The organism is Providencia sp. PROV223 (genome assembly GCF_028479245.1).
GTDB lineage: Bacteria > Pseudomonadota > Gammaproteobacteria > Enterobacterales > Enterobacteriaceae > Providencia > Providencia rettgeri.
This window is the reverse complement of sequence record NZ_JAMPNG010000012.1, coordinates 108795-131826: the sequence shown is the minus strand read 5'-3', so window position 1 is coordinate 131826 and position 23032 is coordinate 108795. Positions and strand designations below refer to the sequence as shown.

The 23032-nt window shown below is 41.3% G+C and carries 27 protein-coding genes; 5 read left to right on the top strand and 22 right to left on the bottom strand.

Annotated elements, in window-relative coordinates; genetic code table 11:
- The first annotated feature begins 203 nt into the window (after window positions 1-203).
- Window positions 204-335 carry an entericidin A/B family lipoprotein gene (locus PR767_RS14630; protein WP_109911171.1) on the top strand — a complete coding sequence of 44 codons (132 nt, stop codon included), beginning with the start codon at window positions 204-206 and terminating at the stop codon, window positions 333-335.
- Between the two features lie 700 nt (window positions 336-1035).
- On the top strand, window positions 1036-1263 hold the full coding sequence (locus tag PR767_RS14625) for a DNA polymerase III subunit theta (protein ID WP_442959054.1): 228 nt from the start codon (window positions 1036-1038) through the stop codon (window positions 1261-1263).
- Window positions 1264-1395: 132 nt separating this feature from the next.
- Here PR767_RS14625 and PR767_RS14620 read toward each other — a convergent pair whose 3' ends face one another.
- The 8 genes from PR767_RS14620 to PR767_RS14585 form a co-directional block, all read right to left on the bottom strand.
- A complete protein-coding gene (locus PR767_RS14620) occupies window positions 1396-2385 on the bottom strand; it encodes an acyltransferase family protein (protein WP_272520531.1) in 990 nt (329 codons plus the stop codon).
- A gap of 146 nt (window positions 2386-2531) precedes the next feature.
- On the bottom strand, window positions 2532-4562 hold the full coding sequence (locus PR767_RS14615; protein ID WP_272520530.1) for a hypothetical protein: 2031 nt from the start codon (window positions 4560-4562) through the stop codon (window positions 2532-2534).
- Between the two features lie 61 nt (window positions 4563-4623).
- A complete protein-coding gene (locus PR767_RS14610) occupies window positions 4624-7011 on the bottom strand; it encodes a host specificity factor TipJ family phage tail protein (RefSeq protein ID WP_272520529.1) in 2388 nt (795 codons plus the stop codon).
- Window positions 7012-7087: 76 nt separating this feature from the next.
- Window positions 7088-7480, bottom strand: coding sequence for an NlpC/P60 family protein (locus tag PR767_RS14605; protein WP_112860383.1), 393 nt, complete (start codon window positions 7478-7480; stop codon window positions 7088-7090).
- Complete coding sequence (locus PR767_RS14600) at window positions 7480-7947, bottom strand: DUF1833 family protein (RefSeq protein ID WP_272520528.1); 468 nt, start codon at window positions 7945-7947, stop codon at window positions 7480-7482. The genes PR767_RS14605 and PR767_RS14600 overlap by 1 nt, the downstream gene beginning before the upstream one ends.
- On the bottom strand, window positions 7944-8426 hold the full coding sequence (locus PR767_RS14595) for a hypothetical protein (RefSeq protein ID WP_272520527.1): 483 nt from the start codon (window positions 8424-8426) through the stop codon (window positions 7944-7946). Before PR767_RS14595 ends, PR767_RS14600 begins: the two co-directional genes overlap by 4 nt.
- 9 nt (window positions 8427-8435) lie before the next feature.
- Entirely contained in the window at window positions 8436-11663 is a 3228-nt protein-coding gene (locus PR767_RS14590) for a tape measure protein (protein ID WP_272520526.1), read from the bottom strand.
- A gap of 105 nt (window positions 11664-11768) precedes the next feature.
- Window positions 11769-12068, bottom strand: a complete 300-nt coding sequence (locus PR767_RS14585; protein WP_267721915.1) for a hypothetical protein — start codon at window positions 12066-12068, stop codon at window positions 11769-11771.
- Window positions 12069-12304: 236 nt separating this feature from the next.
- On the opposite strand from PR767_RS14585, the gene PR767_RS14580 reads away from it, so the two are divergent.
- Complete coding sequence (locus PR767_RS14580; protein ID WP_272520525.1) at window positions 12305-12619, top strand: hypothetical protein; 315 nt, start codon at window positions 12305-12307, stop codon at window positions 12617-12619.
- Between the two features lie 189 nt (window positions 12620-12808).
- Entirely contained in the window at window positions 12809-13135 is a 327-nt protein-coding gene (locus PR767_RS14575) for a hypothetical protein (RefSeq protein WP_272520524.1), read from the top strand.
- Window positions 13136-13172: 37 nt separating this feature from the next.
- Here PR767_RS14575 and PR767_RS14570 read toward each other — a convergent pair whose 3' ends face one another.
- The 4 genes from PR767_RS14570 to umuD form a co-directional block, all read right to left on the bottom strand.
- A complete protein-coding gene (locus PR767_RS14570; RefSeq protein ID WP_272520523.1) occupies window positions 13173-13676 on the bottom strand; it encodes a hypothetical protein in 504 nt (167 codons plus the stop codon).
- Window positions 13677-13974: 298 nt separating this feature from the next.
- Window positions 13975-14556, bottom strand: coding sequence for a hypothetical protein (locus PR767_RS14565; RefSeq protein WP_272520522.1), 582 nt, complete (start codon window positions 14554-14556; stop codon window positions 13975-13977).
- 115 nt (window positions 14557-14671) lie between these two features.
- Window positions 14672-15934, bottom strand: coding sequence for a translesion error-prone DNA polymerase V subunit UmuC (gene umuC / locus PR767_RS14560; protein WP_272520521.1), 1263 nt, complete (start codon window positions 15932-15934; stop codon window positions 14672-14674).
- Complete coding sequence (umuD, locus tag PR767_RS14555) at window positions 15934-16347, bottom strand: translesion error-prone DNA polymerase V autoproteolytic subunit (protein ID WP_272520520.1); 414 nt, start codon at window positions 16345-16347, stop codon at window positions 15934-15936. The genes umuC and umuD overlap by 1 nt, the downstream gene beginning before the upstream one ends.
- A gap of 224 nt (window positions 16348-16571) precedes the next feature.
- Between umuD and PR767_RS14550 the strand changes: the two genes are divergently transcribed.
- Window positions 16572-16832, top strand: a complete 261-nt coding sequence (locus PR767_RS14550; RefSeq protein ID WP_110732289.1) for an Arc family DNA-binding protein — start codon at window positions 16572-16574, stop codon at window positions 16830-16832.
- An 8-nt stretch (window positions 16833-16840) separates the two neighbouring features.
- Here the strand turns inward: PR767_RS14550 and PR767_RS14545 are convergent, their stop codons facing one another.
- From PR767_RS14545 to PR767_RS14500, 10 genes are all read right to left on the bottom strand, one after another.
- Entirely contained in the window at window positions 16841-17527 is a 687-nt protein-coding gene (locus tag PR767_RS14545; RefSeq protein ID WP_210789328.1) for a DUF6246 family protein, read from the bottom strand.
- Between the two features lie 49 nt (window positions 17528-17576).
- A complete protein-coding gene (locus tag PR767_RS14540) occupies window positions 17577-18332 on the bottom strand; it encodes a phage tail tube protein (RefSeq protein WP_210789326.1) in 756 nt (251 codons plus the stop codon).
- A 68-nt stretch (window positions 18333-18400) separates the two neighbouring features.
- Window positions 18401-18769 carry a phage tail termination protein gene (locus PR767_RS14535; RefSeq protein ID WP_272520519.1) on the bottom strand — a complete coding sequence of 123 codons (369 nt, stop codon included), beginning with the start codon at window positions 18767-18769 and terminating at the stop codon, window positions 18401-18403.
- Entirely contained in the window at window positions 18766-19203 is a 438-nt protein-coding gene (locus PR767_RS14530; RefSeq protein ID WP_272520518.1) for an HK97 gp10 family phage protein, read from the bottom strand. Before PR767_RS14530 ends, PR767_RS14535 begins: the two co-directional genes overlap by 4 nt.
- A gap of 1 nt (window position 19204) precedes the next feature.
- A complete protein-coding gene (locus PR767_RS14525) occupies window positions 19205-19573 on the bottom strand; it encodes a hypothetical protein (RefSeq protein WP_272520516.1) in 369 nt (122 codons plus the stop codon).
- The gene (locus PR767_RS14520) at window positions 19570-19971 is read right to left on the bottom strand and encodes a DUF7370 family protein (protein WP_272520515.1); all 402 of its coding nucleotides are present in this window, start codon (window positions 19969-19971) and stop codon (window positions 19570-19572) included. The genes PR767_RS14525 and PR767_RS14520 overlap by 4 nt, the downstream gene beginning before the upstream one ends.
- A 56-nt stretch (window positions 19972-20027) precedes the next feature.
- Window positions 20028-20201, bottom strand: a complete 174-nt coding sequence (locus tag PR767_RS14515) for a glycoprotein (RefSeq protein WP_272520514.1) — start codon at window positions 20199-20201, stop codon at window positions 20028-20030.
- A gap of 9 nt (window positions 20202-20210) precedes the next feature.
- Window positions 20211-21305 (bottom strand): major capsid protein, encoded by a 1095-nt coding sequence (locus PR767_RS14510; RefSeq protein ID WP_272520513.1) that lies wholly within the window; start codon window positions 21303-21305, stop codon window positions 20211-20213.
- A gap of 15 nt (window positions 21306-21320) precedes the next feature.
- A complete protein-coding gene (locus tag PR767_RS14505; RefSeq protein WP_137019183.1) occupies window positions 21321-21758 on the bottom strand; it encodes a gp53 minor capsid family protein in 438 nt (145 codons plus the stop codon).
- Window positions 21758-23032: a hypothetical protein gene (locus PR767_RS14500; RefSeq protein WP_272520512.1), complete on the bottom strand. Its 1275-nt coding sequence runs from the start codon at window positions 23030-23032 to the stop codon at window positions 21758-21760. The genes PR767_RS14505 and PR767_RS14500 overlap by 1 nt, the downstream gene beginning before the upstream one ends.

Here is a 23032-nt window from a genome sequence, read left to right as displayed (position 1 = left end):
ACCCAAAATAAGTACTAACACTTAAAATATAGCAGCTCATTTTCATTTGTCAGGTATCACTAACAATACTAATTCCACAAAAATATGAGGGTTTAATCCTAACCTTACTGCAGTATACAGCTAAAAATAGTCATCGACTTGTTCTGCTATAATTAAAGATGACCTTTTGTAATTTATAACTTTAAACTTGAAAGGAAGATAATATGTTAAAAAAAATCAATTTCCTCATTTGCTCATTAGTTGTTGCTTTCACATTAACTGCCTGTAATACCACTAAAGGTGTTGGTGAAGATATAGAAGCAGGAGGAGAAGCAATACAAAGAGCGGCCCAATAAACATTAATGCTCTTATTTCAAATGCTAGAGGGTATATTTATTTTGAATCCTCTAGTATTCCTTATTCATTTAACGAGACTCTAATTTGTATTTTATTTTCTGTATTGCTTACACTTTATTCATGTAAATCCTTTATAAAGAATCTATGCTGATAGTGTACTCTAACCTATTGTATCAGTTTATTTTTCCTTGATATTTGGGGCTTTTCTTTGCTTTTCAGTTTTTCTATAAATAAAAGCCATCAGCTATTAACTGAAGGCCTAAGAAACTACAAAAAAATCAGATTTTAATAATGCCACTTTTAAAGTGGAACCATGTTTTTCTCACATTCCTGCCGAATTTGCTCAAGCGCAGTTTCCCACGCCCATGTTTTCTAACACACGTTAATATACGGCCATCACTATCAACGACTTGACCTTATTCAAATAGATAAACCAATCACACTGGCATTGACATAATATGACGGCATACAAACAAGTAAGCTAGCATATTCGAGTTACAGCGTGGAAATACAGACAATTACCGCAAGCTGATTTAGAACTGCTGGATAGTTCGAGTTCATTTGCGGTAATTTTTTGCCCCAAATATGCCCCATGCACAAATCCTCTCATTTTTGTGTCACAATTTCGGCACAGCTCGTCACAGTGATTTTCCCTCCGTGTTATACTCGTTTCATCATCCCCCCACACAGAAAACCATCATGTACAATCTCGCAGAGCTACCAAAAGAAGATAAAGACAAAGTAAATGTCGATTTAGCTGCTTCTGGTGTCGCATACAAAGAAAGACTCGGCAAGCCAGTTATTGACGTCAAAATCGAGCGACAACAACCCGAACACTTGCGCGAGTACTTTCGTGAGCGTTTAGTTTATTACAGAGAATTGAGTAAGCGATTCCCGCAGGGATATGAGTGTAACAATTTAAATTAAAACAAGTTGGATTATAACTCCACAAGAGAAATATATAGCCAACTATCCTTTACCTAGAAAAATCATGTTAGATGGCTATATTGACATAAAATATCTTTTAACAAATCATTGGCAATGATACATCGATTAAATTTATGCTATGCTGTATCTTTTATTTTTTGACTTAAATATATTAATTATCGGGGTTTCTATAAACCGATATACAAAACACCCAACTATTACAGAACAAACTGAAGCAACGAAAATCATAGCTAAGTAATATTCTCTTTGTGGTGAAACAACCTTATAAATAAAATAAACGGCATTAATTGTAATTATATGTGTTAAGTATATCGAATAAGATGCATTCCCAAGGAATGTAAGTGATTTTATATCACCTATTATATTGTTTAGACCTAAAAAACCAATAAAAATCATAACTGATGGAATTCCATAATGTAGAACTCTATCAAATCCAAGTCCTATAATTTGACCATCCACAGGGGTAATAATCAAAGAGGCTCCTATCACTATAATAAATACAGACATCCATAATGAAAGCATTTTTTTATTAGCATAAAGTAACTGATAGACCCACATTCCAGCAACAAACTCTAATATCATTGGAGAATTAATAAAATCAACATTAAAAATAACACCTACAATCAACAACAGTATTATCATAAATGATGATACTTCTATGGGCTTCTTACTAACTGCCAATGATATTGCAAATATAAAATAAAAATAAAATTCAAATGATAATGTCCATGCAACCATATTAATATATCCACCATCAATAAATGGAAACAACGTTATCGACTTTATTATGGATGGAGTCTCACCATGACTATTAACTAAGTGAGGGAACAAAATATAAATGGCAATAAATGGTATTAGCGTAACTATATAAATAGGATATATCCTTATTACCCTATTTTTGATAAAAACAACAAAATCAGATTCTTTTTTATTTGAAATGTAACTCATAATAAAGCCAGATATAACAAAAAATATATCCACGCCTACATCGCCAAAATACATATACCCAGAGCTATCATCTAAGTATACTTTCCTAGTTATGTGGTATATTACCACCATAAAACATGCAAAAAAGCGTAGATATTGTATAGTCCAGATCATTGTATTTTCTTCTTTTATATGAGCGTATTATACTATTATTATATACAATGAGTGTTATTTTCATAGTGCAAAATAACCAATTTGGAAATAACGAATTATTATAAGTTTTTTCTTATTGCTTTCAATAAATTAAATAAATCATCTTACTACAGACGCCTAGCTCTAATGACAAACATACCAGAACACGTTTCACCGTAATCTTTCATGACCCTAAATGAATACATAGAATTATGTAAACCAGACCATGAGGCTAATACAACAGGTTCGTATGACTTAAAAGGGCCATTTTTTCCTATTGTAGTCCCTATGTTTTCACCGTTTCGAGTTATCTGTACTATATATGAATCTGTTGATGATGTTGTCATATATGGTATAAAAACCAACTCACAGTTGTTTGCAAACTCAAGTGAATTTACAGGATTTGGCCCAGCACACCGAACGCTGTACGTGTTCAGTGAACTCTCTATTGATGCCATTATTTCATAATTAACAGAAAGCTTTGGAGCTAGGATATTTCTGACTGTGTATTCTGTCTCTTTAGATAGTCTAACTCTTGACCCACTGACTCCATCAAAATCAAACGTACTATTGCTATTAATAACAAATGGGAACCCTATTAATGATGCAAATGTATTTCCATCAGGCTTAACTTTTACTTTCCCTCCTTGGGATAGGAATACATTAGGAGTTTGCCACGATATGCCAGCCGAATCCGTTACAGCGCAATAATAATCTATACCTGTGTTAGCTTCTACATATATGCCATCTACTTTCAGATCGCCATATTTCATTTTATTCTGAAATCCAGCGCCTTTGTTTTGCTCTCCCAGCACCTTCCCTATATGCAATGAGAACATTTCTCCATAAAAACCTACTCCGTAACCGATATCTTCATTACTTCCCTCAGACCAAGTTCCTGCCTGCCCGTTTGTATGCCCCCAAACCTCATCAATGTATATCCCATTGACTGCGCAATCCCACGACTGGTTTACATCAGGGTGCTTTCCGATAGTCACACCACTCCCCTTACCTGCCCTACCAAAGAGTCCGCTGTATGATGAATACCATGATCTACATAGTAATATATTATGTCGAGTGAACCCTGACGCGTAAGGCCGAGTAAATACTGTTCTAAACAACCCACCTATGAGGCAATGACCTACTTTAATCTCACCGCCATCAGTGCTGTCCATTGTAAGGTATACATCGGTACAGACTGTCCCTGAACACATCTCAGGCTCAGGCCCTTGTAACCCTTTGAATGACTCCAAACATAATGCGGCATCACGAACAGAGCCAGATTGAGGGCGCAATGAAATTCTGTTTACACGTGGATTTGCGTTATAAATAGTGAAATCAGTCGGAAGCCGAATATATGTGTGTTCGTCAAGCGGCGTTCTCATTGTCATCTTGCAATCAATTTTCACCGTCGCATTAATTTCTTTTCCATACTTCATGGCTTGATCTAGTATGAACGTGTCATCGTAGTCTTTAGCGCCTGCTCCTGTTGTAGTTATTTCACCGTTTTCTGACTGTAACTCAATATACGTATTAGTATTAATTTGAGGGTTGATTAGTGGATATTTTGATGTGCCATTCTTAACTTTAAATAATGCATTTCCTCTGGATATTATTCTAATCGATGTTGACGGGAATGGGGTTCTTGCAATTACTGAATCAATATCTTCTGTTACCCATATCGAGCCACCAATAAATCTTGCTCCGTCACTAGATTGCAAATCCCCCCTCAAACTCGCATCACCAACACTAACCCAAGCGCCTTTGCCGATGCCGCCAGTTGATTGCGGAGTTGATCCTGCTGGAACTTGTTTAGGTAAATCACCATCCCAACGGTAGTATTCACCAGTGATTTCATCGCGTAGTATATGATTGCGCAGAGTTAATTCATTATTTGGTAAATCAGCACCTTGTTGAAAGCTATCAATCGTAATATAGCCAGCCGCGACGATAGCGGTATTCATGTCGACTTTGAACTTCTCGACTAACTCTTTGAATAACCACTCCATGCCAGCGGCAGTAAGGTGACAATTACCGAAGCGGTCAATATATTTAGGCTCTAATGATGTGGCCCATATATCAAGTAATCCAGAGTTAAAGAAAAGGTCTTTGATATCCGATGACGGAACTGGCTTTTGTGTTGGTTTAACTTCTCTCATGCTTATTTTTTCCAATAAAAAAGCCAGCTCTGATGGCTGGCTTGTTGGTTAATGATTGCTGTTATGCGTTATAGTCTGCTTTTGCGTCGAAATATTCGGTTGCAGTTATCGTGTAGCGTTCGCCACCTAGCGGGCGTTTATCAGTTATCACCCATTTGATGTTGTCCGCTTCTACCGAGGTTGCGATGACATACCGCGACGGTGATTGAACTCGATACCCATCATAGAAATTGAGCTCGATATCTTCAGACACACTTGCGATAAAGCCGAACTCAGTATCGAGACGTTGCTCAGCTTTGAATTTCTGCGTTGTGTAGCCAGCGCTATCAGTGAGATATACCCACATCTCTTCATCAAATTTAATTTTCTCACTGGTTGTGAATACCTCCCCGTTACGCTCAGTGATATAGCCTGCCTGTTGATTTGAATCATAAGTGTCAGCTATCAGCACCATGTCTGACGGGTATACATTCCCGCCGTCTGCAAGAGTCGTTAAGCTGATACTTGTTCGTTGGTGAATGAGTCGGTTGGCTTCTAACAAGGCTCTGTCCATTGCTTGATAGCGATTCCTACAGCCTTGTAAAACTATCTTATTTGGCGTGCGCGATAATCCTTCTGTTATTCCGTTCTCATCAACTCGAAAGCGGATATAGTCTTTCTTATTGCGAACCGGTTCGACATACTCCAATTCAATCCCGTCATAACCAGATGGCATTGACATGTCATACGATATCTTCATGTCGTTACCTGTGATATTTGACCGATTGAACGTGGTCATTGGGAATTCGCTAGATTGTTCACGGGAAAACGTGAGAACCGCATTGTCGAAGTAAGCTGTTACCCGAGCAGTATTACAGATGGTCTCGATGCGCTGACCAAGGGAGATATCTTCATCGTCAAAGGTGTAATCGAAGTAACCTAGCCGCTCATCTGGCAAGCTATCGTAAATTCGATATAGTCCGTCGATATCGATGTTTCTCTCACTTTCGCCTGCAGTAATCAGCCAAGTGTGCAGAACTGCATCAGCAAAACTTCTCGAGGGCCTGAGCGTATAGTCAACTTGCTTTGATACTCGGTCATACGAAATGTGCATGCGCGTGGCCAACAAGTTATATTTGCGTTCTCTAGCTCCCGTTGGCGCTTCAGTAGCCCTCACTGACACATTAACAATCGTGTCATTCTCAAAAACGACATTCTCACGAACTCGGACAATGTGAGCGTTTTCGATTTTCATGATGCTATGGTCATTACTGTTTTCTAATCGAGTGAGTTGAATTGCGTACCTACCGCGACCTGCTGCTAAGTTTATTTTCTCAGTTTTGTAATAAACTCTAGTTCCATTTGTTTCATTGAGCCTTGTTACTACTTGCTGTCGTGTTCCCGCTATTTCTTCGTTATTAACGTCGATTTTCCATATATCAATTCTAGCGCTACAGTAATCGCCTCCACCAAGTTGTGCCTGCAAGTGGACCCACATCTGGTCGCCATCAACAGGAGAGAAGAATGGGCCCACTGTTAAAAACTGATTGTCATAGAGAATGAACTTTGTGGTATTCACTACTGCATTTGGTGGAAGTTGCGCTAAGTCTGTTCCGCTTAGGTTAGTGAAGAAGAATTCGTAATACTCAGCAGGGTTAATCAACGAGCCGTCATTGCTCTCTTTTGCATCAACTAATTGAGCGTCAATCTTCACATCTTTAGTGACCACCCCCTGCGGCGTGTCGTAACTCACATTCACTGTCATTGAAATAGAGCGTGGCTTTGTCAGTTCGTAGAAGTATTCAAACTCATCTTGTTTAGCGATTTTTATCGCCGCTTCACCGCCTTTTATCTCGCCAGAGACGACCTCGTTTGCCGTTGCTGTTTGCTGCGGGATATCTTTACTTTCGTTAGGCCCCGGTAATTCTTGACCGTCGATATCAGGAAACTCAAAGCCTTCGTTAATCAGCGGGATAACTTCTTTGGGCTTGTATATCTTGTAGCTAGCCCCTGCCATTGCGGTAAAATCTGACTCTGCAAATCGGATGCTTTCAGTTTTATACTCACCAATACCGATGTTTAGCCACTCAGTTACCGTCTTGAGGTTGTTGTTATACTCAAACATCGACTGCTGAATGAGGTCAGGAAACGCCCTCACTTGCCCGTGAATTTCTGGTCTTGCTTGGTATGCTCGAGCAACGTTTGTTTGCCCTGTGAGTCGGTTATTCGGGCTATCTTTAACATTCGACTCAGCAGCAGAAAATGACGGCGTTTTCGGCGCAAGAAACGAGAACACTTTCGTGACAAGATTAAACACTGGATTCAGGATATCGCCGATAACGCCCTTCGGCTGGTCGAATACTTGAATAAAGTGAGCTGGTGCTATCTCGAAATCTAACTCGTCATCTAGGCCAAGCTCTACACCGTTCACTGTCACCAGTACATCCATTGATAAATCCTTTCGATGCACTAGAAAATCGCTATAAAAAAAAGAGCCGACTGTTAAATCGACTCTTTCCTTTTTGGTGCCGGCTACTTTTTGGATTTCAACTATCGGCATATTTCATAAACTCCAATTTCGTGAATTTCTTCTCAAGCACAATGAGCCTATCCATTCTTACAGCCCCATTCTCGCCTCGGCTATGAAATGCGTTACCATCGATAATTAAGCCGATGTGAGCTGGCTGAGAGCCGCGATAGCCAATAAATATCCCGTCATCCACTGGGTGCTCAGTGCGCTGCCAGAATTCGACTTCATTCTCATAGCAAGTTACAAAATCATGGTCCGATTCGTAGCCAGCGTCATGATGAATTTCCGTACCTAGTACGTACCTATAGTAAAGTACAACCAGCGCCCAACAATCGCACGCATCAAACGTACACGCCCGATTCTTCCACGGCTTGCCAATCATCAGATTAATAAACTCTAATTTCGTCATTAAACAGTCTCCAAGCCTGTGAATTCTTCCATCGTGTATATGCGCCCAACGTTCTTATTCAGCGGGTTATTCATCGACAGCGTAACAGTGACAGACTCCGCATCGAGTGAGCAGTCTTTCACGTACAGCGACCATTCGCTTATCGGATTATCTTTGTCGGCTGAATCAAATAACCTGAACGTTGCTACTATTGGTGTCATTCTCACGTAAGAGCGCCAGAGTTTAAGTTGTTGCTTAAAATCCTGCGCCATTCGACTGAATTTAACTGAAGCATCAATGATGGGTGTTTTGCTTTGCTGACTTTCAGCGAGTTCGAAGTTACACGGAAGGAAAGTTATTCCACCTAGCACCTTTGGTGTTTCCTGTAAACTAACAAAAAAAACATCACCAAATGAAGGGTGTGAAAATTGGATAGTCTCGTAAATAACGCGCATCGGTCGTTGCGCTCTGTACTCTCTTAACTTCATTCTCCCCCCTTGCATCTAGGTAGGCGCTCTGTGACGACGATATCGAGTAGACCCCAATCTCTCGGCGGTATCTCAACGATTAAATCGCCAAAATCGTCATCTTCATTAAACAGTTTGCGGCAGATAACCGAGCCCGTCCAAGTTACTACGCTGCCATTAATCGACGTTTGAACCGGATAACTAACAAAGTGAAGCTCCTGTGGTTGCAGCCCAGAACCACCAAGATTAATTGGCATCCTGAACCACTTAGTGCAGTTGTCCAAATAATTAGGGCTTCTCAACCATTGCTGAAAAGCCCTTTCTTCACCTAGCTGGAATATCCACTTAACATTCCAAACTGTTTTAATGTCATCCGTTAGCTTCTGGAATATCGGCGCTCCAACTTGAGGCTGATCCGTTCGAAACCCAGTATCAAACGTCATGTTCTTATCCGCTTTTTGTGGTAACGGGAACCATTCAGGGTAGTCGATTATTTCCATGGATAGCCTTTACAGTCTGGTTGTTGCTGTGGTGTTTTGAGTTATTGAGCGGTGCATGGGTCCCTTTTCTTGCATATCAGTTAAGAATGCCTGAACTGTCAACGTATCACCGTTTTGTGATGCCTGCGCCTCAAATTGATGTTTTCCTGATGAGTAGTCGTTGAACTCGATGTTCAATGTGATTCCATTACCGCTACCCTGCATATCCTTATTCGATATAACTCGCCCATTGTCACCCGGTATCATGTATTGCTTTCCGGTGCTGGTTTTGAAGATTTCAGGCTTGCCATGCTCACCGACTTGATACATTTGACCAGCTCCAACGGGTCCACCGTTATATCTAGCGCCTGCAACAGCCATTCCCTTAGCAACACCTACAGTCCCGACAATTGCAGAGTTAGCCGCCACAGCATTTGCGCCTAATGTTGCTAGTGATGACAATGCAGCAGCAGGAGCCCAAGCTGTAGCAACCAATGCAGCTTGACCAGCTGAAGCAGCGGCAGCAGCACTCCCCATAGTTTGACCAATGATGAAGTTTTTCAGCATTTCAACGCCAACCTGCACAATGGAATTGACGACACTGTTTAGCATGGTGTTACCCAGCGAGCGCGCTGCATCTGCTGCATCCATTGTTCTAGTGGCCAACCCAGTAATTACATTGGATGCATTACCACCAAAGGAATCTACAGCTGATGTAAGCATGTTGTAACCTAAACTAGCATTGCTTAGCTCTTGCCACTGTGCATCCATCCTTTTCTGTCGATACTGCTCCTCGATTTGAGAGCGTAACGCCTCAGCTTCAGCAATGCTTTGCGGGTAAAGTTGCTTGTATTGGTTGATTTGCTCCATTTGCTTGGCAAATTGATTATCAATTGCTGTCACTGGTGAGACGCTTTCTTGAAGAGAGGTGAAGTTTGCCTGACTATTCTTTCTATCTTCCTCGGCTTTAGTTGCCGCCTTGGTTGCCGCCTGTACTTCCCAAATAGATTTAGCGCGTTCTTTTGCTAATGCTATTTGTTCTGGTGAAGCTTTGGCGCCTAGTGCCTGTGCAGCATCATACTGCGCTAGCTCAAGCGAGCCTTCTGCATAACCTTGATTGAGTCTGGTTAATTCAGTTTGCAGACGTTTAAGTGCTTCTCCTGCCTCATCAGTAGTTTTTGTTGATACCTTTGCTGCCTTAGAGCTTTCGCGTTCAGCTTCTGTTAGATCATAGTTTGCAGTTGCTAATGCTACTATATCCTTTGCCTGATCAGCGTTCTGAGTCAGCTTAGCAGCTTCCATTTCCGCTTTCCTGATAGCTCTCTGCCGCTTATCTTTTATTCCCAATAGCTCATTTTGTTCTTTTAAATTTAAAATGGCTTTTTTCCCATCATCAGTTTCGGGATTATCACGCATTTCGTTATTTAATCTGGCTTTCTCATCGGCAGCAGCTTTGATTCTCTGTTGTAATGCACCAATAGCGGCCCCCATTTTTCCAGCCATTCCTGACGCACTATTCATAGCATCGTACAAATCTTTATTCTTTTCAGTTAACTCCCCTGTCGCACTGCTTACAAACTCAATAGTTTTTGCTAACTTAGCCTTTCTTTCTTCTAACTCAGCTGTTTTTATTTTTAGATTGTCGTTGGCTTCAGCTACCACTCCAGCCTTCATTCCAAGCAAATCAAAACTCTCAGATGCTAATTTATTTGATTTCACCAATTCATTTATTTCATTCTCTAACTCGGCTATAGCATCCTTCTGAGCTTCTATAGAGCGACTGGCCTTTCCTATTTCTCCCTCTAACGCAACCGATGATAGGTCTTTCATCTTATTTTTTAGTTCTTCTATAGAGTCAGCGAACGCTAAAGCCTCTTGCTTTGCTTCTTGGCTTTTTTGATAGAAGTAAAAAATTGCACCTGCTGCTAATGTGGCCGCCCCCATAGGACCACCTATTAATGCCAGACCTCCTCGCAACATATTGGCGCTAGCAGCATATACCCTATTGGCAATCGAAGCCTGATTTGTTGCAGCCGCTAACTGTGTTTTAGCTGTGGCCATTTGCGTATCAATTGCTGCTATTCTGGCGGCGTTAGCTTGGTATTCTTTTTGATAACTAACATTTACGCCCATCTGCCTATTAATTACAGACTGGGAAGCCATCCACTGGTTTTGCGCTACGATTTTAGCTCTCTCGGCTGTTAGATTACTAATGATAGCCTGCGTTTCATCACGCACAGCAAGTGCCGCCGATCTTGTTGATAGTACTTGTTTAGCAGATGCAGCAGCGTCGGCTATTTTAGCCTTTATTGATGCCGATAATGCGCCAACATATCTTGCCCCAATAACCGAAGTCGCAATGACAGCAGCAGCCGCAACCTTATCAAAGTTCTCAGATAAAACAGCGAACCCAGCAGATATATTTCTTGTTATTCCTAGGCCTTGGTTTAGTTCGCCAAAATAAGCCTTGGCTGAATTAGTTAGTTTTGTGAACCCATCCGCTACAGTGTTATCCATGCTATCAGCCATTGCATTATTGGCCTCTTTTGCTCTGATAACTGCATCGGCAAATAACTGGAAAGAAATTTTCCCATCTGCTGCTAGTTTCTTAACATCTTGTTCTGTAACTTTTACTCCGCCACGCATGATAGATAACTGCTTAGCGATATCTCCAATCAATGTCGGAGTGGCATTCATTATTGAGTTCCAGTTTTCACCCGCAACTTTCCCCGAAACCATTGCCTTATTAAGTGCGTTGATCATCGATTGGGTTTCATTGGCGCTGGATGCGTTAGCTGTTAAAGAAGATGAAAGGGATTCAATGTAATCAATTGTTTGTTCTGTGTTATAGCCTAGCTCCTGCATTGATGTAGCTGCGCCGACATACAATAATTGAGTATCTTCAATGGCCTTACCGTTACGGTTACTTATTTCGAGGAAGCGCTCTTGAATGGAAGCGTATTTTTCAATATCACCTTCAACTGATTTGAGGGCCATTTTAATTCGTGCTGCGACCTGCCCCCATTCATCAACCATATTGACTATGGCACCTACACTTATCGCTGACGAGACAGCTAGAGCAGCCTTTGAGAAGGACAGCATAGATTTCTCAGCGCTATCAATAGATTTAGATGCCTTATTAAATTTTCCTTCCATTCTATCTAAGCTTGAGCCAACCTGACGCTCGCCTGATAGCATTGGTTTAACATCCATGGCAACATCATAATGAATGCCGCCAACATTTTGACTTTCTGCCATATCTGACCTCTTTAAAAAAAGAAAGCCCACACAAATGTGTGAGCCTTTAGCTAAAATAAAAAACCCCGCAATTATGCAGGGCCTATGTTCTCTCAAATTATTTTCTTACTTAGCGACTTCTGCTAGAAACTTATCAGATATGTCGCATTTTTCAGCCAAGTTGCTACCTTTCTCTAACTCTCCGCTCTCTCTTTTTTGTTTGCAATGCAGGGCCAATGCGCCTTGGTAATGAGTAGATCTAATTATATGACCCAAGTATTCATTGCATTGTTTTTCATTGCTTGATTTATCACACACCAGTTCCTTCCAGTGCTTAACTGCGCATACCTCGTCATTGCATTCGCTATTTGCATGTACAGAAGTGCTAAACAATAAAGCCACAGCCACTGCTAATATTCTTTTCATCATCAATACCTTTTAATTATCAATGATTGAATATTAGCAAATAGTTTCAGCAATTGAACGCAAAAGACCTCAGTTAAGAGGCGTGGCGTAAAAGTTTTACGTGACGTGGATTGGTTAAATGTAACTACTGTGTGTTTCTTTGGAGAAAATCCATACTATCTCTACTATATGATTGTGAATATCCATGCCTCATACTATCATTGAGGCATTAAAAATTATTATCATTGTGGTGATTTATGAAGCACTATTTATTGTTTATCGGTTTACTTTTATCCCCATTATCTTATGCAGCAACTGCTGAAGACAACGAGATGGCACTCAAGGTAATGACAATATCACGATTTTCTGGAATATGCAGTTCAACCTTCAATCTTGCTGGTTTTCAAGCTGATGGAGATAGTAAAAAGATAGATATGTTTGTTGCTGAATTTATTGCCAATGAAGCCAGTAAGATGGGCATGACAGTTGAAGAATTTGTTAGCAACTGCAAAGATGCCATTAACACATACGATGAATACAAGGCTGAATTTAAAAGGAAAAGTAAAAAATAAAAGAGTTCCCTTTTTCATACATCACCATATTTTAGTTAAGTACGTAAATACTAGGGTAGATGCAAGCTTCAGGCAATAAAAAGCACATAGAGTGTTAGCTCAGCGGGAGTGCAAATTGAAGCAAAGCACACTTTCAGATTATATATTTAAGTGATATTTTATTTTCACTAATTTAATAAGGATGACTGTATGGGCGTTGAATTTCATATTACTCGTGCTGAATGTTGGTTTGATAGTGAAAGCAATCCAATCAGTAGCGATGAGTGGCTAACTCTTGTTGAACAAGACCCAGAGCTAAAAATAAATGCTATTAACGGTGAATTTAATGCTATATGGCTCGGAAATAGCACCTATGATGAGCCTTGGCTTGAGTGGGATGATGGTAGAATTTATACCACATGGCCTGATACTGCCCTCTATATAAAAATGCTAGAAATCGCCAAAAAACTAAATGCTAAAGTCATGGATGATGAATGTGGTATTTATGAGAAACCTGAATCATGGGTATATCCTTAATCAAATCTCAGGCAATAAAAAACCCACCGGAGTGGGTCTAGTTGCTTTTATTAATCTTCTCTTCAAATAATTGCTTTATTTTTAATGGTATAAAAAATGAACATAAAAAAGCCACAATACTAAAAAAGCAAATCAACACCTCTAATGAGATTAGCAGCCAAGTGACATTACTTGTGGCAGCATTACTTGCAGTATTTTGTTGCTGGGGTATTACTAGGTAGTATGTAAAAATCAAACACAAAACTATCAAATAAAGAAAAAATAAAAATAAATACCGCTGAAACCTAATGTTAAATTTTCTCTTACCTCTGTATGAATCTTCTTCGTTTGCCCCATTCATTGTTGACGCAGCTACTTCACCAGATGTAGATATTACTAGTAGTAAAAAACCAGTTAATATAGAGAAAATATTAGCTATGAAGTTAAGTAAGTCTTTGTTGTACCTTATTTTTTCATAAAATAAAAACGTCAATACGCCAGCAAGCAATGGTATCGCAAGAAACGCTGTTATGTATTTGATATCTCTGCCTCTCAATATCATATATACGCCTCTACGATTGTTAAGTTGCTATAGAATACTATAGTGTATACTCGATGAAATCCTCTAGAATTTCTTTCGCATTTGTGTCTTTTATTGTTTTTGTCCCGTACGGAGCAGTGAAATAATCTCTTTTAGTCTTAATCTCGGAACTCTTGATCATGCTCCCCTTTCTTGTGACAATAAAGAAGTCCTCTGATAATTCGTCTATATACTTTTCAATGTTATCAGTTGCTTCGTTTATTAGCCCCAAGTTCTCCTTATACCCTAAAGTCAATGTCCCATAAAAAGGTTCGTCATCTTACTCTTTGGAAAAAATACTTAATTTAGACTTTACCTTTATATCATCGATATCTTTGGCGGTTGTCTGAACTGCGATTCCAATATTTCTTATTTTCTCCGCTCTTATTTTTTGTATCGTACTTTTATCAATCTTATCCCTAACGTTAAGCTCCAAGCCTAAAGCTTTAAAAATTGCATTCATACTAGATGAATGATGTGAGCTTACGATCTGGCTTATAGCGTATATGTCGCTATCATCAATAATCACAAAAATATGTCTTTTGTCATAATTCTCAATGCGCATCAAATCATCACTTTCCTCACTACTCTTCCCCTTATTGACAGAAGGGGTAACTGAAACAGAAGCATCTGGATCATAAAATGTAAAGTGAGCAAAAAACGATTTACTTTCATCCATATACTCAAGTTTTCTTATTCTTATCTTCGTACTTTTATCTATTTCAAAATCTGCATTCTCTTTGAACCTTTCGTTTTTTTTCAGAGCCTCAACAATACTGCCTTTATAGGAAAATCCTAGCAGATAACTGGTTGCCTTTTTGGTTAACCCTTTCTTAGTATTTTTTTCATAAGCAAAAGCCATAACTCATCCCTACGCGATATATATTGATAAGTGATTTATTTTTATAAAACTGAAAATAACTCATAGATAATATCAATATAACTTAAGGATCGTTATCTGGTAATTTGATCAGGGATTAACACTTAATCACTGGCAACTCATCGAAGTTTGTCGTGTACGCAGGTGACAGCATTTCGCGCTTCATCTGGTACCCACTATCGCCACCTTTCGCAGCAAACCAGACTTTGCCTAGACCACTATTGTTTATCGTGTCTAATGTTTTCATCAGTTCATCGCTGTTTTTAAATGGCTTCTGAGTCGAAAACATATCGAATTGAGTAATATCTGAATTTGTGAAGTCGGACAACATTATCCCTGCTTTATAGTAACGGTAACCGTCTCGCCATATGGAATCTAGGCCACGCATAGCAGCATTAATAATGTCTCTAGTGTCGCTGCTAGGGTATTCAAGCTTAATGCTGGCACTGTTGGCATAATCATCGCCAGATGCATGGCGACTTGTTTGTACGAATAGACCAATGATCCGGCATCGTTGCTTTTCTTCACGAAGCTTTTCCGCTGCTCGTTCTGCATAGTCACAAACGGCCTTACGCATAGTTTCAATATCTAAAACTTTCTTACCAAAAGAGCGTGAGCATAGTATTTGCTGCTTAACTTTTCTGACTTCTTCAAGCTCAATACAAGACTCACCATTTAGTTCTCTTAGCGTCCTTTCTAGTGTCACACCAAACGTTTTACGTATTGTGGTCACTGGTGCATTGGCTAAATCTAAAGCGGTATAGATGCCCATAACTCTTAACTTGGCTGAGATTTTACGACCAATGCCCCAGACCTCTTCTATGGGAATAAGTGACAGTAATTTTCTTTGCCTACTTTTATCAGATAGCTCAACCACACCGCCCGTTTTCTTCCACGTTTTAGCTGCGTGGTTAGCAATCTTCGCGAGTGTTTTAGTGGGGCCAATTCCAACGCCAACAGGCAAGTGAGTTCGCTGCAATATCGTTGATTGAATTTCTCGCCCGTACTCTTCTAAGTTAAATGTATGGGCCATGCCAGTGAAATCAAGGAACGCCTCATCTATCGAATATATCTCCAAGCGCGGAGCATACATTGATAACAGCGACATCACTCTATTACTCATGTCCGCGTATAAGGCATAGTTAGAGCTGAATATGTTGATGTTATTTTGTCGGTAATAACTTCGTCGCTCATAGTAGAGCTCACCCATTTTCACACCAAGTTTCTTTGCTTCCACTGACCGGGCAATCACGCAACCATCGTTGTTACTCAGGACGATTACTGGCTTTCCTGCTAAGTCTGGTCTGAATACCTTCTCGCAGCTTGCATAAAACGAATTAACATCAACTAAGGCAAACATTATTGCGCCTTGTGAATAATGAATGTGACCACGCCAAATATCTGCAAGTCCTGCGCATCGCCTATGTGTATAGGTTGAAAGTCAGGATTCATAGGCATTAACATCGGCGGATGAGACTTCAGTCTCTTTACTGTGAATTCACCATCAACGCTAGCAATCACTATATCCCCATCCTTTGCCGCCAGTGCGCTATCAACAATGACAACATCACCGTCGTTAATATTTGCATCAATCATCGAATTACCTTCGACACGCAACATATACGTGCTGTCAGGGTGCTTAATCAGTGTGCTATTAAGGTTTATTCTCTCCTCCATATAGTCCGCCGCAGGTGATGGAAACCCCGCAGGCACCCTATCTAAGAATAATGGAATATTGATAATTGACTCGGAATCGATAAGTCCTAGCTTCATGATGCACCAAAATATAACTGTATTTATATACAGTATATTCTAGTTACATCGTTTGTACAGATCAACAATGTAAGTTTTCTTGGAATAATATAAACAAATATAACTTCATGCCGATACATACGCCCAATTAACTACACGGTGTATTTATTTATCGCGCCTGGTGAGAGTGTTTGGGCAAAAAAATATTCACTACACTGTGTAGAGACTTTACAGTGAGAGTGAATATGAAAGGCATGAGAAATATTGCTCCATACGGCGTTAGAATACCGGATGAGCTTAAAGATAGTTTAACTGTTAGAGCAGCCCAAAACGGACGCTCATTAAATTCAGAAATAGTAATGATACTTCAAGCTGCGATTGACTCTGCATCTGCGTTACCAAAAAGCAGCGCTGAGCATATGGCTGCTATGCAGGCCGAAGAGTTTAAGAAAGTTGTTTATGAACAACTTGTTAAGATGTACGAAGAAAAAGACGGTAAGAAGTAGCCGCAAAGCTACTTCCGACTCACAAGTCTACGTTTACCTGTCGCCAGCTCTTCATTGCGCTGGTCATCCGCCTTCATGATCTCGTCGTATTCTTCACGAGTGAAGCCTTTCTCGTCTGGATACTTGGCTTTTAACATCATGACGAACTCAGTCATTGTTAATTGTTCGGCTTCCTCGCGATTCACACCAAAATGAGCTCGTGCAGCGGTAATATATTCGATAGCATTAAAGCTATCAGTAAATTCGTTCTTACCTTCGTTACGCTGAAGCTTCCTAACTTTGGCCTTACCGATAATGCCGTGGGTCATTAACTCCCGAGCGAACACGATGATATCTGTAATTGGCACCTTACCCAGCTTATAGATAACGCCATTTTTACTGGGCCTCCACTCACCTATAAGTTCATCGCAATCATCATTACAGCAAGCTTGCATCACCATCATTGAAGTTGATAAAACACTGCGCCCATACGTTGGCTTTTTTAATGCTTTAAGTAGCCACTCAGGAACCACTCCATAAGCCTGTATAGCACGAGCAATTAACATTTGAACTTCGGCACCGCTTAGCAAAGTAAATGCGTTAACAATCTGCTCTGGCGTCCCTATTCTAGTCATTGCGTCAAATGATGGTCTGAACAAATAATCTTTATCAGGCGTTGATATTGTGAATTCGCCATATTCCTTTCTTGCTGTCATATTTCCCCCTGAATATTATCAAGGGCACTCGTAAGCACCCTTTGTAATATTAAGCAGCTGCGACAGTGACAATGCATTTAGCTGTTTTTGCACCATCTTCGGATGTGACAGTTACGTTTGCTGTTCCTGCCGCTACGCCTGTGACAGTGACAACATTCACCAACTTACTTACTGTTGCAAAGTTGGTTTTATCACTTACAACCGTATAGTTCTTATTGGTCGCATCTGTTGGCGTGAAGTTAACTGTAAACGTGCCTGTTTCACCTTCTTTTACGCTTAGCGTTGTTGGCGCAACCGCTACGCTAGTCACTGGGACTTCTTCGACTAGCCACTCAACCGTATCAGCATCTGAAACTTTAACCTCGCCTGAGTAAGTGGCAATTTCTGACGCTGGGAATTCAGATGACCAAGAAGTGAAAACGAAATAGCCTTGCAGCACAATCGCATCTTCACCAGTGAAATCCATCTGCACCCAATATGACGGTTGGCGGCCTGCTTGAACTTCTTTAGGGATTTCTTGAAGCAATAACAACGGGCCAAAATCGTCATCTTTATCACGCTTGCGATATTCACCATCAAATGAAATGGTCATATCTAAGTTAGTGACTACGTTTTCAACTAAACCTTTAGTGTCATCTGCTTCAGATGTGATGGAGTTTGGTGACAAGTCAAATGACTTAGTGGTCAATGCCCCAATGCGTTTAAATGCTGACTGGTCTGGAACCTGATCGGGGCAACCTTTCGCAATACGAATAATCGCATTACGCCCAATCAGCTTATTGGTTTGTACTGGGCAATCTGCCATGTGTTTACCTCTTTCTATAGAAAATAAAAAAGGCCGCACATTGGCGACCTAGTTTGAGATTTGTTTGTTTATGATAAGCAGCGGAATGAGAGTCTGAATATCGTTCGGTTTTCTGTGGTTACAATTCCTGACGGCAACCCGCCCATATTAAAAACTGAGTTGAGATTACAGTCACTAGGATTTGCCGCGACATATTTGAGTATTTCATCAGCACGAGTTAATGCGGGGATTGGGTCATCTTGCGCAGAAACGACAATAACATCGACATAATCATCTGCACTCAATTCACCAAGTCGACCAGCACCACTGGCAGGACGGATAACAATATATTGCTGAATTTTGGTTTCTGGTCTCTCTTTCCAATCTAAGCGCTGAACATTGAAACCATCGGTAAGATTCCCACGTTGCAAATAATCGAGAAAGTCGTCAATGATCATCGTCTCATCTCCCGTTTAATTGCTTCGTCGATTTCCTGCTTTGCCTCTTCAAATCCTGCTTGTAGGAATTTAGGTTTAGCGTTAGGGTCCCAATAATTACCTTTACCAGTACCTCCACCAAAAGAAACACCATCACTAGTTTTACCAAAGTCCTCTCGTGGTTGACCTTTGAGTTTGCCTGATGCATTGTGAACGTAGACGGCATAATTAGCTGTATAGCCAACTCGACCAGTTATCATCACCCCATTAACTCTTACATCACGATACTGCGAGTTAATTAGCGTAGATGTATCAATAGGCGTATACCTAGCCGCATGAGAAGCACCTACAATTAATCCAGCAGTTACAGCTCTTACTACCCTTCGATTGACGTCATCAACAAAAGCCTGAGTATTGCGTCGGCACTCACTGATACCGCGAACACGCTTAGCCATATCAGGTCCTTATCTCGTAGTCGAACTCTTCACCAAAAAAGCTCATGTCATCTTCTTTAATTGTGATGATAATGTCAGCTCCTGCAACTCTCGGGTCAGATTGAGAAGTGGTGTCACCTTTGGCAATGTAGAAACCGCGCTCTGGCCTTTGAACATCTACACCGTTACGCTTCAACTCAGTGTAAAAAACGTTATTGGTGACAAACTCCTTGCCCATATCGTCTTTCACAACTTCATTGCTAGATTGCCACGTGCAGTCAATTAGGTAAGGTATGCCATAGGTGATTGTGTCATCCCATTTACCACCGCCACGAATGACAGGGTAAATAGTGGCGAGTGCGGTATATGACCAGTTAGCGGTAGCACTCATCGACCACCTCCACACATACAGCCACCTTTAGCAATCCATAATCCAGCATGTGCAGTTTGAATTGGATCAGATGGGATTAGACCATTAGCGCATCCGAACTTATCTAAGCCACGCAGAAGCGATGTAGCCGCCTTCCACCTATCACCAAAGGATTGATACCGAAATGACCGTGAGGCTCCGTTTGGGGCTGATTGCGAGCTGATATACTTATCACCTTGACCAAGCGCCATCAGCGCAAGTAAATACATCTGAATCAATAGTGCGGTTGCCGCTGGATAATGATTATCAAGGCATTCCTGAATACTACCGACCTGCTCAATCAATGCGTCGAGAATAAAATCAGGTAACTCTATCCCCTGCCCCGTCAGGTATTCTTTGGCTTGCTCTTTTGTGATCATGATTACCTCACAAAGCAAAGCCCCCTTTCGAGGGCATAAAAAAACCGCTTTCGCGGCTATTCTTCTTTGTCTTTCTTCGACTTGGCTTTTGGTGTGGCTGGGGCTAATTCAGCAGCCTCAATTGATAGCTTACGCACATTTGGCTTCAGTGCGGGGTGAATGTTTTCAATATCAACAACCCCACCTTTTTCGACACCATACCAAGGGATAATAACTTCATACTTAGCCATTTTTTCTCCTTAGCTCAGTTTCGCACCATAAACCACACCAGACTTGCCTTCACCATCACGAGTGATTTGCAGACCTGCCGCGCTCATGATTTGGAAGTTGTAGTTGTCCTGCGGCATAAAGCGAGGCTTAGGAACAACGCCAGTCGCCATACCGACTAGAGGAGTCACTACATCTTTTCGGCGCTGATACGCAATGAACTCAGTACCTTTAAGCGCATAAGTCGGGCGAATTTCTTTCACACCGGCATATGGCAGCAATGTATCAATAACCCGACCATTCACCACACTATTGCCAGCACCCGCGCCAACCGCAACTACTGTAGGCTTAATCAGGTTACCCCATGCCTCGTAGCTCACCCACATAACATCGTAAACATCTACTTTGTTATTGTAAGCAGTTTGACCGAACGCGCCATTGAAACCAAAGAATGCTAACAATGCAGGCAAATCAGCAGTAGTTAAGTCGATATCTGCACCTGAAGTGCCTAAGTCAATCTTCGATGTGTTGCGGTGATTCTTCATGCCTTGGCCTTTGTAACCATCAACACTGATTTTGTCGTCACCATTCAGGAAGTAATTAACAATCTTCTTGTTGAATTGGCGCATCTTCGCGGTTTGAGAATCCAACACTAAGTCAATCCCCACAGTGCTTAAACCTGCCGCATGACGCCAGTTAACACCATAACCTGCGGTGAATACCGGAATTGGGTCACCATCTGAACCGTATTCAGTGTGGTCATGTGAGTATGGCGCTTGACCATCGATACTGATTGATACATCGTCAGCAATATCACCAACCACATTGTACAACTTGGCAGTTTTACCAATCGGCAACACAGTTTGCAGACCCATTAAATCATTAACGATTTCCATGCCTGTTTCTTGGTCGCGGAGCTGGATAATGTTACGGTCAATCTCAGCCCAAAATTCACGAGTGAAGCCGCCAACTTGGTTTGCCGCTAACGTTTCACCGTCCATCACGTTCTGATACTGATTAATCATCAGATTATGTTGCGTGTTGTAAATATTACGTGTCGCCCATAACCCTTCCCACTGACGTTGCAGTCGGCTATTTGTTGCTAAAGTTTCAGCAGTATAAAACATAGTTTTTCCTTTTAATTATGCAGCGGCAACAGTGCCAACACGGAAGCGAACTCGAATGAAATCCGCGCTAGACAGAGTTACTTCATCTTGGCTGTAGCCAATAACCGAGTCGGTATCAGCTGTTGCCAAAGCACCTTGACCATCCGCACCAAATTTAATAGGCGAGTCTTTTTTGTAAGTGCCAGCTGGAACCAACAAAGCGAGCTCTCGACCTTCTTCCACATACTCACCGACAGCAGAGTCACCAGCTGGAATAGCATCACGAATTGTCAGGCCTTGGTGATATGCAGGATTGGTGATGTAGATGCGACCTGTTAATGCTGTAGCTTGTGCAAACTCATCATTTGCATCAATAACTACGAAAGTACCGGGCAACACATTAGCCTTTGCTGCGCGAGTTTCTGTGATTGATTTGCCGTCAAGATTTACACGGCGGTAACGACTAGTAGCCATTATTGAGCTCCTTTAAAGTATTCCGCTGGGTTTGGTGCGCCAACTTGCTCCTGCTGTGTGCCTGAGTTGCCAGCCAATGATGCTGCTTCACCGAGTTGCTTATGCATATCGATTAATGCTTGGCCTTGCAGTGAATTTGCAACCACTTCGCCATATTTAGCTGCTACCTCTTTGCGCATTTCTGTTTCTTCAGCGCGTTGGTTAGCGGTTAGTGATTCTTCTAACTTCTGATGGTTAACTTGAAGCGCATCAACCTTTTCATTGATTGGCTTTAATTGCTCTGCAAAGTTTGCCGCTAATGCCTGTGTGATGTCGCCTACTAAGTCGTTCTTTTCTTCTTGAGTTAAAGGCATGTCGCCCTCCGTGCTATTGTTGATTGCAGGGCTTGCCTGCGGTTTACTGAATACCGATTTAAGTTTGTTTGTTACCACTTTGACCCATGACTCTTGGCGCTCTACTTCTTCGCCTTGAATATCAAATGTGATAACGCCATCTTCGTTAGTGTAGGAATGTAATTTAGCCGTGCCGTTATCTACCATGATGACTGCGTGTGTATCAGTGAAATCAGATACCCATACATATTCGTCACCAGTAGCAAACTGCTTGCGAGCCGCCATTGTTAACTTGTGTTCTTTCTCGCGATAGGTTTCGCCAGTAAGCGCACCGTTGTTGATTTGCATTTCGGTTGCTTGGTCAGCGTTGACCATCATTCCAACGCCTTGAGTTGGTGTTGCTGCGCCAGATTCATGAAGTAATATTGCGTCATGGTCCATGCTGTGGATTTTTGCAATCCAGTTATAGCCTTGTGCTTTCTGCTCTTCGTTGGCTTCAAGTTGCTCCAAGAAAACAGCCACACTGGTATGAATTGGCTCTGAGCTTTCGCCGCTTTCCAGCGCTTCCACTCTTGCCAATACTTCGCGGCCACCTTCAGATTCTTTGGCCTTGTTTACATCAATCCATTTTTCGACATAGATTCGATTGCCGACTTTAGCAACATTACGATTCCATGCCCCTATATGCCCCTGATTGATACCCTCAGCGGATAAAGCAGATACAAACTCACCATTTACCGTTGGGTGACCAAGTGGCGCGAGAGTGCCTTCTAGGCCTCTGTAGTGAGCATCGATTTCTGTGCTTGGATATAAGCCACCATTCATGATGACATTTGCTGGCAGTGTGTAACTCGGGATGATGATATGCTCACGACCGTTATAGGTTTCACGCCTGATTGATGCGCTGTTAACCTTGGTCGTGACGTTTACTTGAATCGGCAT

Bases quoted from the DNA above. Each gene is read 5' to 3' on its own strand.
- PR767_RS14565 (WP_272520522.1), bottom strand. From the start codon at position 14,556: ATGGCTTTTGCTTATGAAAAAAATACTAAGAAAGGGTTAACCAAAAAG.
- PR767_RS14600 (WP_272520528.1), bottom strand. From the start codon at position 7,947: ATGAAGTTAAGAGAGTACAGAGCGCAACGACCGATGCGCGTTATTTAC.
- PR767_RS14605 (WP_112860383.1), bottom strand. From the start codon at position 7,480: ATGACGAAATTAGAGTTTATTAATCTGATGATTGGCAAGCCGTGGAAG.
- PR767_RS14530 (WP_272520518.1), bottom strand. From the start codon at position 19,203: ATGGCTAAGCGTGTTCGCGGTATCAGTGAGTGCCGACGCAATACTCAG.
- umuD (WP_272520520.1), bottom strand. From the start codon at position 16,347: ATGAAGCTAGGACTTATCGATTCCGAGTCAATTATCAATATTCCATTA.
- PR767_RS14510 (WP_272520513.1), bottom strand. From the start codon at position 21,305: ATGTTTTATACTGCTGAAACTTTAGCAACAAATAGCCGACTGCAACGT.
- PR767_RS14620 (WP_272520531.1), bottom strand. From the start codon at position 2,385: ATGATCTGGACTATACAATATCTACGCTTTTTTGCATGTTTTATGGTG.
- PR767_RS14540 (WP_210789326.1), bottom strand. From the start codon at position 18,332: ATGGCAGATTGCCCAGTACAAACCAATAAGCTGATTGGGCGTAATGCG.
- PR767_RS14590 (WP_272520526.1), bottom strand. From the start codon at position 11,663: ATGGCAGAAAGTCAAAATGTTGGCGGCATTCATTATGATGTTGCCATG.
- umuC (WP_272520521.1), bottom strand. From the start codon at position 15,934: ATGTTTGCCTTAGTTGATGTTAATTCGTTTTATGCAAGCTGCGAGAAG.
- PR767_RS14595 (WP_272520527.1), bottom strand. From the start codon at position 8,426: ATGGAAATAATCGACTACCCTGAATGGTTCCCGTTACCACAAAAAGCG.
- PR767_RS14630 (WP_109911171.1), top strand. From the start codon at position 204: ATGTTAAAAAAAATCAATTTCCTCATTTGCTCATTAGTTGTTGCTTTC.
- PR767_RS14500 (WP_272520512.1), bottom strand. From the start codon at position 23,032: ATGCCGATTCAAGTAAACGTCACGACCAAGGTTAACAGCGCATCAATC.
- PR767_RS14550 (WP_110732289.1), top strand. From the start codon at position 16,572: ATGAAAGGCATGAGAAATATTGCTCCATACGGCGTTAGAATACCGGAT.
- PR767_RS14525 (WP_272520516.1), bottom strand. From the start codon at position 19,573: ATGAGTGCTACCGCTAACTGGTCATATACCGCACTCGCCACTATTTAC.
- PR767_RS14520 (WP_272520515.1), bottom strand. From the start codon at position 19,971: ATGATCACAAAAGAGCAAGCCAAAGAATACCTGACGGGGCAGGGGATA.
- PR767_RS14505 (WP_137019183.1), bottom strand. From the start codon at position 21,758: ATGGCTACTAGTCGTTACCGCCGTGTAAATCTTGACGGCAAATCAATC.
- PR767_RS14570 (WP_272520523.1), bottom strand. From the start codon at position 13,676: ATGATATTGAGAGGCAGAGATATCAAATACATAACAGCGTTTCTTGCG.
- PR767_RS14575 (WP_272520524.1), top strand. From the start codon at position 12,809: ATGGGCGTTGAATTTCATATTACTCGTGCTGAATGTTGGTTTGATAGT.
- PR767_RS14580 (WP_272520525.1), top strand. From the start codon at position 12,305: ATGAAGCACTATTTATTGTTTATCGGTTTACTTTTATCCCCATTATCT.
- PR767_RS14615 (WP_272520530.1), bottom strand. From the start codon at position 4,562: ATGAGAGAAGTTAAACCAACACAAAAGCCAGTTCCGTCATCGGATATC.
- PR767_RS14515 (WP_272520514.1), bottom strand. From the start codon at position 20,201: ATGGCTAAGTATGAAGTTATTATCCCTTGGTATGGTGTCGAAAAAGGT.
- PR767_RS14585 (WP_267721915.1), bottom strand. From the start codon at position 12,068: ATGAAAAGAATATTAGCAGTGGCTGTGGCTTTATTGTTTAGCACTTCT.
- PR767_RS14625 (WP_442959054.1), top strand. From the start codon at position 1,036: ATGTACAATCTCGCAGAGCTACCAAAAGAAGATAAAGACAAAGTAAAT.
- PR767_RS14545 (WP_210789328.1), bottom strand. From the start codon at position 17,527: ATGACAGCAAGAAAGGAATATGGCGAATTCACAATATCAACGCCTGAT.
- PR767_RS14535 (WP_272520519.1), bottom strand. From the start codon at position 18,769: ATGATCATTGACGACTTTCTCGATTATTTGCAACGTGGGAATCTTACC.